This window comes from Paenibacillus sp. MB22_1 (genome assembly GCF_047200555.1).
Lineage (GTDB): Bacteria > Bacillota > Bacilli > Paenibacillales > Paenibacillaceae > Fontibacillus > Fontibacillus phoenicis.
This window is the reverse complement of sequence record NZ_JBLADV010000001.1, coordinates 353707-367077: the sequence shown is the minus strand read 5'-3', so window position 1 is coordinate 367077 and position 13371 is coordinate 353707. Positions and strand designations below refer to the sequence as shown.

Annotated in this window: 8 protein-coding genes; 1 reads left to right on the top strand and 7 read right to left on the bottom strand. The window is 45.6% G+C overall.

Going from position 1 to position 13371, the window contains the following annotated elements; genetic code table 11:
• Window positions 1-53: 53 nt before the first annotated feature.
• Both ACL02P_RS01585 and dgoD read right to left on the bottom strand, forming a co-directional pair.
• The gene (locus tag ACL02P_RS01585) at window positions 54-1592 is read right to left on the bottom strand and encodes a sulfatase (RefSeq protein ID WP_412836696.1); all 1539 of its coding nucleotides are present in this window, start codon (window positions 1590-1592) and stop codon (window positions 54-56) included.
• Between the two features lie 23 nt (window positions 1593-1615).
• Window positions 1616-2734 (bottom strand): galactonate dehydratase, encoded by a 1119-nt coding sequence (dgoD, locus tag ACL02P_RS01580; protein ID WP_412836695.1) that lies wholly within the window; start codon window positions 2732-2734, stop codon window positions 1616-1618.
• 799 nt (window positions 2735-3533) lie between these two features.
• Here dgoD and ACL02P_RS01575 point away from each other — a divergent pair.
• A complete protein-coding gene (locus tag ACL02P_RS01575; protein WP_412836694.1) occupies window positions 3534-4307 on the top strand; it encodes an IclR family transcriptional regulator in 774 nt (257 codons plus the stop codon).
• 135 nt (window positions 4308-4442) lie between these two features.
• Here the strand turns inward: ACL02P_RS01575 and ACL02P_RS01570 are convergent, their stop codons facing one another.
• The 5 genes from ACL02P_RS01570 to ACL02P_RS01550 form a co-directional block, all read right to left on the bottom strand.
• Window positions 4443-4670 (bottom strand): hypothetical protein, encoded by a 228-nt coding sequence (locus ACL02P_RS01570; RefSeq protein WP_412836693.1) that lies wholly within the window; start codon window positions 4668-4670, stop codon window positions 4443-4445.
• 50 nt (window positions 4671-4720) lie between these two features.
• Complete coding sequence (locus tag ACL02P_RS01565) at window positions 4721-7738, bottom strand: glycoside hydrolase family 2 TIM barrel-domain containing protein (RefSeq protein ID WP_412836692.1); 3018 nt, start codon at window positions 7736-7738, stop codon at window positions 4721-4723.
• A 329-nt stretch (window positions 7739-8067) separates the two neighbouring features.
• Window positions 8068-10323, bottom strand: coding sequence for a helix-turn-helix domain-containing protein (locus tag ACL02P_RS01560; protein WP_412836691.1), 2256 nt, complete (start codon window positions 10321-10323; stop codon window positions 8068-8070).
• Window positions 10324-10503: 180 nt separating this feature from the next.
• A complete protein-coding gene (locus tag ACL02P_RS01555) occupies window positions 10504-11904 on the bottom strand; it encodes a sulfatase-like hydrolase/transferase (RefSeq protein ID WP_412836690.1) in 1401 nt (466 codons plus the stop codon).
• Window positions 11904-13334 carry an NAD-dependent succinate-semialdehyde dehydrogenase gene (locus tag ACL02P_RS01550; RefSeq protein WP_412836689.1) on the bottom strand — a complete coding sequence of 477 codons (1431 nt, stop codon included), beginning with the start codon at window positions 13332-13334 and terminating at the stop codon, window positions 11904-11906. The genes ACL02P_RS01555 and ACL02P_RS01550 overlap by 1 nt, the downstream gene beginning before the upstream one ends.
• Between the last annotated feature and the right edge of the window lie 37 nt (window positions 13335-13371).

Genomic DNA, 13371 nt, shown 5'->3' with positions numbered 1-13371 from the left:
AGGTTTTGTCCCAGCCTCAATTTTAATTTTCCTAGCTTGTTCAATGCTCCTCATTAAACTTGCCAGATGCGCCTTGGCAATACTTCTTCGGTTTCGATCAAGCTATCCAACAGTTGTAGCTGCAGTTGAACACGCAATTCCGGAAACTTATCCCATAAGTTATTCAGCTCATCCGGGTCTGTTTGATGATCGTACAACTCACCGTATTGGGCTGACGGAATGTAGCTCAACCTGTAGCGGTCGGTCACAATCGTTTTCATATGCCATTCTTCTCTTCCTTTATTGATGACCAACTCTTCTTTCTCAAGTTGAATGTTGAGATGATACGGTTCGTGCCGATGTTCAATCAGTGCATAATCCCTCACTTTGTCTTGTTCACCTGCCAAAACACTGCGCAACGACGTTCCTTGCACACCATATGGAATTTCTGCCCCTGCTGCATCAAGCAATGTCGGCATAACATCAATTAGACTGGCCACATTGGACACACGTCTGCCACTTACTGTCGTACCCGGCCACTTGATCATCAAAGGAATGCGCGTTAACCCTCTTGCATGGACCGCTCCCTTCAACCATAGTCCATGATCACCAAGCCACTCCCCATGATCAGAAGTAAATACGATAATCGTGTTGTCTGCCAGTCCCTCTTCCTCTAGTGTCTTCATCAAGCGACCAATACAATCATCGATCATACTAACGCAGCCATAATAATGCGCAATAATTTCCCGAACCTTCTCCTCGCGAATATCCTTCCATTTTCCTCGATTCAAATAATATTGTACATGCTCTGGCGGTTCACTTCCCCACTCTCCATCGCGACCCACAGGCAAGAGAATCTCCTGCGGGTCGTACATATCACAATATGGTCTTGGCGGATTAAACGGCTCATGCGGTTCCTGATATCCAATCCACGCATAGAACGGACGATCCTTGTTTTGTTTGATGAACTCGATCGCTTTGTTTGTCGTCCATGTGGACGAATGAATCTCCAGTGGCACAGCCGACTTCCAGCTACGATATACACCATCAGATGGCTCTCCATGAATGTCCTGATCAAAGAGAGGCACCTTGTCTGGATGCTGCTCATGAACCCATAAACCGTAATGGCCGCCCATCATGCCGTAATCGCCGTGTCCCATACTCATCTGTACATGATCAAATCCGTAATAAGGCCCCTCAAATCGCTGCCAGTACGCCCAGCATTCCTCTGGCGCAACACCATTATTGATTTGCACCGACTCCGGATTGACTTTGGGATCTCCTTTGTATGGCGTAAAGTGAGCTTTACCAATTAAAGCTGTTGCGTACCCGGACTTACTTAATAAATGGGCAATGGTCTGCTCTTGCTTGCTTAGCGGGATCCCATTGCGATATAAACGGTGGGCGTGCATGTATCTGCCCGTAAGCAGTGTTGCACGTGAAGGCATACACAGCGGATGTGTACAGTGAGCATTTTCAAACAACGTACCCGATGCAGCCAGCTGATCCAGATTCGGCGTTCGTATCACTGTATTTCCATAACATCCTAACGAATCTGCCCGCTGTTGGTCTGTATGAATAAATAAAATATTCGGTCTCTCTGTTTTGTTCATCTTATCATTTCCCCTACTCCTATCTACCAATCTGCTACTGAGCCGTCATCGTCGTGGAACCATCGAGGGGAGCGCCAATTCCCTTCATACATCATGTCTTTCAACTGAATTTCATCCACTTCAATCCCTAGTCCTGGCTGATCTGACAGTTCAATATATCCTTCGTTGACCTCAAACGGCTTCTTCAAGTACCCCTCCCCTAATGTCACATGCTCCTGAGCCACGAAGTTGGCGGCATGAGCGGAAACCTGAAGACTGGCTGCCAGGTTGATCGGGCCTAACGGATTGTGCGGCGCAAAACCGGCATAATACACTTCCGCCATCGCTGCAATGCGTCTTCCCTCGGAAATGCCTCCGCAATGTGCAAGATCAGGCTGCACGATTGCCGCAGCTTGTTTTTCCAGTAATTCCCGAAATCCCCATTTCGTATATAAACGTTCGCCTGTTGCAATCGGAATGGATGTAGAACGAGCAACAGTTACCATCGCGTCCACATTTTCAGGCAAACAAGGCTCTTCAATAAACAATAGATCAAGCTTCTCAAACCGTTTGGCCAGTTGGATCGCAAATGTCGGACTAACCCTCCCATGGAAATCAATGGCAAAGTCGATATGCGGACCAATCGCCTCACGAATGGCTTCCATTCGTTCTACTTGAGCAGAAATAAATGCCGGACCTTCCACAAAACGCGGCTTGGCTTCTAAACCTGCTTTGACCATCGTGAATCCTTCTGCCACTGCCTGTTTGGCGCTTTGCACCGCTTCTTCCGTTGTATCCCCAATCACATGCTTATACATGCGTATGCGACTTCGCACGGAACCGCCAAGAAGTTGATAGACTGGCACGTTTAACGACTTGCCTAGTATGTCCCACAGTGCCTGATCCACACCGCTTATCGCGCTGCACAGAACAGGACCGCCCCGATAGAACAAACCTCGGTACATCGCTTGCCACAAAAATTCAATCCTTGTTGGATCCTCCCCGATTAAAAACTCCTTCAACTCTTGAAGCGCCGTCTCTACCGTACGAGACATTCCTTCCACAACGGCTTCTCCCCAACCGGTGATCCCTTCATCTGTTGATATTTTTACAAAGGTGAATCTTGGCTTTACATGTAACACATTTACCGCTGTAATTTTCATCCTGCATTCATTCCTTTCCCATCATTAACCTTTCACTACGTCGGAATGGTCCTCGTTAAAATATCTCTGGCAAAATAAGAAAACAATAATGATTGGCACTAATGTAATCATAGCACCAGCAGCCAGTGCAGTCCGATCAGAGGAATACTCTCCGAAAAAGGCATACATGCCAATTCCAAACATTCTTAGTTCGGGAGCAGAAATGAGCAATACCAACAATAGAACCGTTAAGATTACAATTGTAGTGTTCAGAAAAAACACATCAAACTTCGCCACGTTCTATGCAAGGATCACATTACCGAATGTAAACTCTTTGGGAATCAAATGTCGCCCATCAACAAATGCATTTCTGATTCAATACAGCATAGTCGGCTCGGTATTAAACTACAGTGTTTTCCCTTCTAGTTGATGCGGTTCTATCAATTACCGTTCGTTCCCTCTCAATTGCTCTCGACCCATGACAACGCTGAGCAGACGGACATATCGCACGACAAGTTGTCCTAGCGCATTTATGAGTTTTATCCATGGACTTTTTGAAGTTCTCCTCCAACATATTGGTTGTATCCGACATTTTGACATCACCTATTCCATTAAAAAGTTATTTAATATTGCTTATAATACGTGATATTTATGCTTCTGTATTTGAACTTTCAAGTCTAATAGTTGAATTATTCCGACCTGAATATGATACGGTGACTGTGTCAGACAACATCGTCTATTCCTTCTACTTGAACCTTCGAATAAAATGGCATACTATAGAACTATTAATCCACTTTAGTTTGGAGGATATTTCATAGTCATGAAAAACAAAAAGTACAAAGCTCCCGCAGCCGAGAAGGTGCTGGATATTTTAGAACTTATGGCCAGAGAGAATAAGCCGTTCTCGGTCACCGAGATCAGCAATACGTTATCTATTACGACAAATTCCGTCTTTCGGATATTGAAGGAGCTTGAAGAAAAAAGGTATATTCAGAAGAAGGAAACGGACAGCACTTATCAATTAACCGGCAAGCTGTACTATCTTGGCAGCTCTATCGCCAACAGGATTACACTAAAACAGGTTGCAGAGCCTTCAATGCGCGCCCTTCGAGACGAGACAAGGGAAACGACCCTGCTAACGAAACCTGGATCGTTTGGCACAACGCTTGTGCTCGACCAACTTGAAAGTCTGGAACCTATCAAGTTTCTTTCAACTGTCGGGTTGGAATACCCCTCCCATACCTCAGCCTTAGGCAAAGCGATGCTGGCTTTTAGTCCGGACCAACTGGAGCTTTATCTGGCTCATCACGATCTCCAGCCCGCAACGTCCGCTTCTATAACCGACCCATCGAAGCTTAGAGATGAAATTGCACAGATTCGAATACAGGGCTACGCTCTTGATATGGAAGAGTCTTGTGAAGGACTACGTTGCATCGGTGTGCCTATTATAAATGCGACCGGCCAGCTTGAAGGAGCTATCGGTGTGTCCGGTCCAATCTTCCGCATGTCAAAGAAGACGATTGACCGGTATATTCAGCTCGCCTTGCAGTATTCACAAGTCATCTCCGAGCAGCTTGGCTACAGGAGGCCCTAATGGATAACGGGGAGGATCGTCCATCCTGCTATTACTTGAGCTTATGTTTATACTCCACAAAACCGTACACCACAACCAAACGCAAGGAAGCCCTGAGGAATAATTCGAGCTTCCTTGCGTTACATCCATCTGTTATTATTCGAAAATGACGCCGATCGCTTCTTGCGCACAGCCGGTATAAATACTGGAATACTTCATTTCAGCAACCAACATTCCTTCATGCACACTTCTTCTTGCATAATCCAGCTTGCCGTATACATGGATAGAGCTCTGAATAGTTAGAGTGACGAAGCTCTGAAGCTTTATTCCGCTTGGAATTACAAAGGATTCATCAAAGGTAACGGAAGTACTCACTTGAACCATTGTATTAGCATCTGCCAACTTAATTTTTGTTGAATCTCCACTTCCATTTATTATTCGTCTTCTTTCATAATTGGAGCAATCTGCAGCTTGAAGGCAAACTGTTTGTCACTCAGCTGATAGGGTTCCAACAGATCTGTTCCACAGGAGCTGGAGCCAATGCCGTTCATGCGATGATCGAGATGAACAATCGTCTCTTTTCTCCGCTTCAGCTCATGTGTATGCATAGCTGAAGTCAAATCCTCCGGTGTATAATGCAAGGCTTGGAAGGAATATTCGCTCCCTGGGCTCGTAAACCTTAACCCCATGCCAAGCGCATTACTTACCGTAGCCCACTCTGTACCATAACGCGAACCGTTCTCTTGCGGCACAACATAGGAGTGATACATCTCATCCACGGTCAGGGTATACTTCCCTTTCCTTACACTTCGACGCTTATCGATGTAGCTCTCATGTGGACCGTAACCGAAGTACTCTACCTCCTCATTGCCTGACGGCATAATCCACTGCAAACCGATACGCGGCAGATAAGGCAGCTCCTCACGAACCTTCATTTCGGTTGCAACCGTAATGACACCTTCTCCATCAACCTCCCATATCGCAAGTCCTCTCAAGATCGGAAGCTTAATGTAGCCGCCAAGAGAGAATTCTACTTCGAATCTAACCTTGTCAATTGAAGCTTGTGTCATCTCGGAGCGGTAAATCTTTGTTTCAATACGATCATAGCCTTCCTGTTTCCATAACATCTTGATCTTGCGATCGTTATCTACAGGAGCTCGCCAGATATGAAATTTCGGCATGCCTTGCAACAGAGGTACTCCATGTTTGGTCACTTGTGTGAACGCGCCCGCCTGCAGATCGAACACATGGAGGAAATCGAAACCTTCTATCCACACTTCCGCTCCATATGTTTTGACCGTCAGAGTTGATTTCCATGCAACAGTTGACTCTTGATTCTCACACAAGTGAGCCGCTGGCAGCTCGAACTGCTCGCTAGTTATCTCATAACCAGCAGCCGCCCAGCGTGTATCGTTTCGCTGCATAACCGTTACATGCAAGAACCAACGTCCGCTGGCAGCTGGAGATGAATAAGGTACCTCAATGATCTCGGACTGCTTGGGAGCGGTATGAAGAAGAGGCAGCTGCCCCTGCTCGATCGTTTCGCCGTCGCATTCAACTTTCCAAGCAATGACACATTCGGACAGGTCCACGAAATCATACCTATTGGTGACACGAAGCAGCCCCTTCGACACATCCTCCGCCTCCAGCAGCACAGGTGCAATAACCTTTTTCAGCTCCAGCAGATTGGTATGCGGAATACGGTCAGGGCTGACAAGTCCATCGATACAGAAGTTCCCGTCATTCGGCATATCGCCAAAATCCCCGCCATAGGCGAAGAAGATCTCTCCCTCTGAAGACACACTCTTAATCCCGTGATCACACCATTCCCATACGCAGCCACCCATAAGCTTCGAATACTTGTAGATGACATCCCAGTAGTCTTGCAAGTCTCCGCAGCTATTGCCCATGGCATGGCTGTATTCACACTGGAGCAGAGGTTTATTCAGACTCTCATCGGTAGCATAGTCCAGAAGTTCCTGAACCGTTGCATACATTCGACTATTGACATCAAGGCAATCCGTATCGGGATGCCCGTTATACTTTAGTGCTGCCCCTTCATAATGAATCAATCTGGACGAATCCCTTTCTTTGGTCCATCTGGCCATCGTAATGTGGTTGATGCCATAGCCTGATTCATTGCCCAAAGACCACATGATGACGCTCGCATGGTTTTTATCTCGTTCGACCATCCTTATCGCATGCTCCAAGAAAGCTTTCTCCCAAGTCGGATTTTTAGCCAGCATATGATAGTCTCCCGCATGCAGTACACCATGAGACTCCAGATCCGCCTCATCTATGACATAGAAACCCAGTTCATCGCATAGATCAAGGAAGCGGGGATCATTCGGATAATGAGATGTTCTTATTGTGTTCACATTATGACGTTTCATCAGATACAGATCCTGAATCATATGATTGAGAGGTATCGTCTGTCCAAGCTCAGGATGCGAATCATGTCGGTTAACACCCTTCAGCTTCACCGCTTGCCCGTTTATAAGGAACACGCCGTCCTGAACCTCTATTTTCCGCATACCAACTCTGAAATGCAGTACCTCACCGCCGCCGCAGACGAACAAACTGTAAAGGTAAGGACGTTCAGCATTCCAAAGCTTTGGTTGCTCGACAGCTAGATTGAACGTGGCGGAACCATCAACTGTCCCCGAAGCTTCTCCCCGCTTCACCCCGTCAGCGTCTACCAACTGAATCGATACCTCTACGGAACCGACCGTGTCAATCGTACATTGCAGCACGGACTTATCGAAACTGTCCGAAAGTTCTGTCTGATAGAATACATCACGAATTCTACACTCGCTGCGGGCCAGCAAATAAACATCCCGGAATATGCCCGAATACCGCCATGCGTCTTGATCCTCCAGATAGGAGCCATCAGACCACTTCAGCACCATAACGGCCATTCTGTTACTTCCACTGCGGAGATAGGGCGATAGGTCGAACTCTGCAGGCATACGACTTCCTTGACTATAACCGACAAAGGAACCATTCACCCACAGATAAAAGCAAGAATTGACACCCTCGAAAACCACGTACTTCTTCTTGTGCAGCCACTCCTCGCGAACCCGGAAGTCCCGGATATACAACCCTGCCGGATTGCGATCGGGTACGAATGGAGGGTCACAAGGGAAAGGATAATTGACATTGGAATAATGCATCTGATCGTAGCCGTTCGTCTGCCAGCAGGAAGGTACAATCAGATTATCCCATCCGCTGACATCGACACCGTCTTCATAGAAAGCTTCCTTCACCTCATGCACGCTCTTGTAATAGCGAAATTTCCATTGTCCGTTTAACGTTTGATAGAAGGGCGAGTGTGCGCGCTTGGCCAACTTCGCCGAGCGATCATCGGCATATGGAATATAATGAGCACGCGGCTCCTCTCGATTCACATGCAGGACATCAAGATCGTCCCAATATTTCGTTACTTGCAACATGTCTTTTCCACCTCATTTGAATCTTGAAATACAGCTGTTATAAATGTAACCTGGATGACAAACTCTAGGTTACTATTCATCCACACTAACTTTTACTTTGCCTGGCAAAAATCATAATACTTTTGATAAATAGCTACATACTTACCAATGTTCATCTTCTTCAGTTGAGCGATATAGTTTTCCCAATACTATAAAACGCTTTCACCTAGGTGCTCATTAATCTTATAAAGCGAAATCCTTGAGTACAATCAGCGAGTTTTGTACCCATATGCTAAATATAAAAACCGTCCGAATTCGCTTTTACTCCAATGGTTTCGGGCATTTTTCGCTTATTGCGGCAGTCTTTCGTGCTGTTTCTGCATACGCTTTCGATACTCTCCTGGCGTTAATTGAAGCTCCGACTTGAACTTTCGAATGAAGCTTGATGGATCGCTATAGCCTATACGTTGAACAATCTCCGTTACCGTGAGCTTCGTCTCAATTAATAGCCGCTTCGCTTCATCAATTCGAATACCATTCAAATATTCCAATACAGTTCGACCAGTGTGCTCCTTGAAATACCGAGAAAGATAGGATGAAGATTGCGAGAAATGATTGGCCATGCTTTGAATGCTGAATTGTGAATCCGAATACTTGTCATGCAGCAGCTCTATAATTTGGTGAAGCAACACGTTGTCCTCCAGCTTCTTTTCTTTCTCAAGCATCGGGGTGATCTCATCTAGTGTTGTCCATACAATCGCATCCATCTGCCGATAAGAAGTGCATTGGGTAAGCTCAATAATATCGGGATATGAAATTGATACGCCCTGATGAATGTTTTCATTGGAGACGGCTTTGAGAATGGTATGAATAAGGTCGAAATAGATATATTTGGCGGACAGCAAGGACTTACTTCGCGCTCGGATCTGCTTCAGCATACCTCCCAGATAGCATCTTACCTGCTCGAGGTCTCCTTCGCGTATATGGAAGCTGAGCATCTCCAGCTCTCTCGCAGGGTATGCGGAGAATTTATCCTCTCTGGACGTCAGTTGATCTGGCAAAATGACGCGATCGCTCCCTACTATTAGATGAAATTGAAGCGCTGTCAGAGCGTTAATATAGGATTTTGGTAGATCGATAAGTTCATTGCATACTTCACCGACTCCAATGGTCCAGGCCATGCCTGTCGCATCATCCAGTTGCTTATGCCATACAGACCAAGCCTCATGTTCACTCACTGCTTGAATCCATATCCAGCGATGAAGCTGTATGGTCTCAACCTGATACATGTCAATCTCATCAGAAACAATCATTCTCCATGGGCATGACAAGGCTGCCAAGGCATTCGTTGAATCAGTTCTATCGCATGGATGCGCTTCCATACAGACGACTCTGTACTCTCCACGGAGACGAATCCCTAACTCCTCACAAGATTGGCGAAAATCCTCCTCATTTCCCGTCTGTCCTTGCAGCAGTTGGGTCAGCAATTGCTGTCTGCGCGCTGCTTTGCTTAGCTCTACCTCTTTCTCTAAGGTAAGACTCCGATTGCTCATATAATCGAATGCCGACCGAAGCTTGTCGAGTCCTTGATATGAATTCCACTCCGTCAAACGTAACTTCTCGTCCACAATGCCAATCAATCTGCGCAACGGATTATAATGAACATGCATGTTGATATAGATGATACTGGAGCCAATAATAAGAATAAGCAGCAATACAATCGTCGCTTTATATTTCAGTTCATTAACAGGTTTCATAAGCTGTGTTTCCGAAACGACAGTTATATACGTCCAGCCGCTGGAAGGGGATGTGATTCTCGATACATAATAGGGTTCACCACCAAGTTGTCTGATCCCGTTTAACTCCAACTCTGAATGAAGCAGTTCCTTTGGCAAATCTATTTTATTGGACAACGAAGTGATAAGCTGGCCATACTGGTCCACAATATATACATTACTTTTCTCATATGGAAGGAAGGACTCCAGCATCCGTCTTATTTCCTTTTCTTTGATGAGATAGATCAGTATGCCCTTCGTTTCATTAAAAGAACCAACCTTCGGAACTGGAACGGTATAAGAAATATACAGATCCTTGGATGCATCAAGTTCTCCTTCCATGAAACCAGCAGCCTGAACATGAATCTCAGATGTCTTCAGCATCTCCTCAAATTGTCCGTAATCCAGTTGCTCCATCAAATATATATGATGGAACACAGGTAAGAGATATGTGCTCTTCGACGAAATGAGCAATGGTATCCCATGTGCCTTATATGCGACCTCAGTAAAGAAAGTATTCGCTTCAGCATAGAGACTGATCTTCTCTTTCGCCTCATAGACAGCATAAGCTTGCCCAAGATGATCCGGATCGAATTCTCGTTTGTTCGACAACTGGATGGCAATATTCTTCATTTCCAACAACTGACTATCCATCGTATCTCTGACTTGCTCCAACATACTATGATTGGATTGGAGCACTTGCGTCTGAAGCATCCCCACAAAGTATTGATAAACAAAAAAACCGGTAACAAGAATTGGAAGTATAAGTAAGAGTGCGTAGGAAAACAAATATCTATAGAACAAGGACAACTTACCCAGCTTCATTCTCATACTATTGCTGCTCCTTTACTTGAAAACTTGAATCACAAGTATCGATTCGAGAGCGGTTCTAGTAATTTCACATAATTATTTTGCATTCGCACAATATCCCTTAAAAACAATCATATCCAATAAGGGAAACCCTCTTACTGGATATGATGTCATTCTTACCTATTGGTCCTACAAAATAAGCTAAATGTCTGGTGTCCCCACATTCCATGGAATATCAGATTTCGGTATGGCCCGGTACATATGATTAACAATGATGCGATAGCCTTCGAGCTTGTGCTCGGTATACTCCGGATCATTCCACAGGTTGTGGCTCTCTTGAGGATCCTTGTTCAAATCGTACAGCTCACCGTAGCTGCGATCCAAATAATGAACCGTTTTGATTCCTTGATGTATACACCCTCTAATGGAACCAGCCTCCATGTAGATCGCATCCCGCACCTTCTTCTGTTTACTATCGTCCCAGTAGCAAGTATACGGATAATTGGAGAGGCTTGCGGGCACTTCTGCCCCCGCAACCTCAAGACAAGTTGCCGCTATGTCAATATTCAACACATCATCCTTCACTTCAAAACCAGAAAATCCTTGAATCGGTGGTTTTATGAAAAGTGGTACGCGCATCAAGCTATCAGAGAGACATTGCAATTTCTCCACCATGCCGAAGTCCCCCATGAAATCCCCATGATCAGAAGTATAGATGATTAACGTATTGTCATATAAATTGTTTTCCTTCATAATGCGGATAAGCTCTCCAACTTTTTGATCGATCAAACTTATATTTGCATAATAGGAGCGTTTTGTCTTCTTGAATGTCTCTTCAGAGAAATGCTTGAGATAAATATCTGCATAAGAACCCATCTGCTTGAAGTGCGGTGGCTTCTCATCCAAATCAGCGTAGCTTGTTTTAGGAACCGAAAGCTTCTCGTAATCATAGAGCTCCGCAAATTCTGTTCCTTCGCAGTCGTAAGGATGATGTGGTCCGGAGAACGATAAGGTGAGGAACCACGGCTTGTCGCCCTCATCCTCGGCAGCACCCTTCTTCTTCATCCATGCCTTGCCAAGTTCACCAATATAATCATCCAGATGATACTTGGTATCCACCTCCCACGTGCCTCCGCTAATTAACGTTTTGCTCATCACACGCTTTCTATCAATTCCATTATCTGTCAAATAATCTAAATATGGCTGAATCGTATCATCCGGGTACAAGGCGCTATGTCCGTCAATAATCATCTCTTCATCATATCCCCGCTTAATGGGCGAGCCAGCAAAATGCTGTTTGCCAATAACTGCCGTATGATAGCCCGCTTCCTGCAAACGTGACATAAAGGTTGTCTCGTGAGCCGGAAGGTGAGTGATAAAGGTCGGACACTCACACTCCGAAGGAAATTTTCCCGTCATGATAGCCGCTCTGGATGGCACACACGATGGATTTGCGCAGCGAGCATTAGAGAAAAACACACTGTCTGCAATTAGTTGATCCATATGTGGCGTCACGACCTCCGGATTGATGCATGAAAAGGTATCATTCCGTTGCTGATCGGTCATTAGAAACAGAATATTCGGTTTGTTACTCTCAGACATTACACTTTCTCCTTCCGAATCGTAATTCGTTTCACCGAATAATATTCTTCCAAGCTGTAAACAGAGCAGTCCTTGCCAATTCCGCTTTCTTTCACGCCGCCATGAGGAAGCTCCACCGAGTAATGCGGTCCATTCACGCACACGGTGCCAACCTCGAGCGAATCGGCTATATTAAGAATATCATTAATATCTGTGCCGAATACATAGGATGCAAGACCAAATTCGGTATTATTCGCCTCTTGAATAACCTGATCACGATTATTAAACGGCATGATAGGCATAACTGGGCCAAAGATTTCCTCTTGACAGATTCGCATAGCCGGCGTCACATTGGTAATTATGGTCGGCTCTAAATAGAATCCTTTACTAAATCCTTCAGGAATCCCCCCACCTGCTACAATCGTTGCTCCTTCAGCAATTGCGCTTGCCAGCAGTTCCTGAACTCTGGATCGATGATCCTCCGTTATCATCGGTCCCATCATCGCCTTAGGATCACGTCCCCATCCAAGTGTAAACTTGTTAGCCTTCTCGACGGCCTTCGCCACAAATGCCTCATATATGGATTCATGTACAAATACTCTGTTTGGCGACACACAGATCTGACCGGCATTGCCGAATTTCAAATTAATCAATTGTTCGCTTGCCGCTTCCACATCCGCATCAGCAAGAACAATGGCAGGCGCATTGCCTCCGAGCTCCAGGGAGAATCGTTTAATTGATGTCGCAGATTGCCCCACTATCGCTTTGCCAGCTGACGTCGATCCGATTAAAGTGAGCATGCGGGGGATAGTGCTCGTGTTCATCACTGACGACAGTTCAATAGTATCGCCCGTAATCAGATTAATAACACCTGCAGGAAATCCAATTTCTTCCGCGATTTGTCCGATCAGCAGAGTTGTAAGCGGTGTCAACGGAGATGGCTTAATGACACAGGTACAGCCTGATGCAAGCACAGGTCCAAGCTTATAGCCCAGATTAAGCAGCGGGAAATTCCAGGCCAAATAGCCGACGACAACGCCCACAGGCTGCCTGTTCATCAAGCTCATGAAGCCTCGATCCTCATCTTCGATAATACGGCCATGCAATCGTTTTGCTTCCTCATAGTAATACCTCAAGCATCTAGGTAGCATTTCCATATCCTCGATTGCTTGAGCAAGCGGCTTGCCCGTCTCATTCATTAGCACATCCAGAATCTTCTCTCGATTATCCTCTATAGCCCTGGCCAGACGTTCCATCCATTCTCCACGCTGCTTAAGCGAATAACCGGACCATATAGGAAAGGCTTGCTGAGCTGCTTCGAGTGCCGCTTGCGCTTGCTCCCCCGTTGCTTTAAGCAGAGTACCCACTTTTTGCTCAGTTGCCGGATTCTGTACAGTTAATGTCAAACCAAGCCCTTCGACCAAGCTACCACCAATATAATGTTTGTACATGCTTCCTCCAGCTCCATTTCATTTATAAAATGATAAT

Coding starts and splice junctions, on each gene's coding strand:
- ACL02P_RS01565 (WP_412836692.1), bottom strand. CDS start 7,738: ATGTTGCAAGTAACGAAATATTGGGACGATCTTGATGTCCTGCATGTG.
- dgoD (WP_412836695.1), bottom strand. CDS start 2,734: ATGAAAATTACAGCGGTAAATGTGTTACATGTAAAGCCAAGATTCACC.
- ACL02P_RS01555 (WP_412836690.1), bottom strand. CDS start 11,904: ATGTCTGAGAGTAACAAACCGAATATTCTGTTTCTAATGACCGATCAG.
- ACL02P_RS01560 (WP_412836691.1), bottom strand. CDS start 10,323: ATGAGAATGAAGCTGGGTAAGTTGTCCTTGTTCTATAGATATTTGTTT.
- ACL02P_RS01585 (WP_412836696.1), bottom strand. CDS start 1,592: ATGAACAAAACAGAGAGACCGAATATTTTATTTATTCATACAGACCAA.
- ACL02P_RS01570 (WP_412836693.1), bottom strand. CDS start 4,670: ATGGTTCAAGTGAGTACTTCCGTTACCTTTGATGAATCCTTTGTAATT.
- ACL02P_RS01575 (WP_412836694.1), top strand. CDS start 3,534: ATGAAAAACAAAAAGTACAAAGCTCCCGCAGCCGAGAAGGTGCTGGAT.
- ACL02P_RS01550 (WP_412836689.1), bottom strand. CDS start 13,334: ATGTACAAACATTATATTGGTGGTAGCTTGGTCGAAGGGCTTGGTTTG.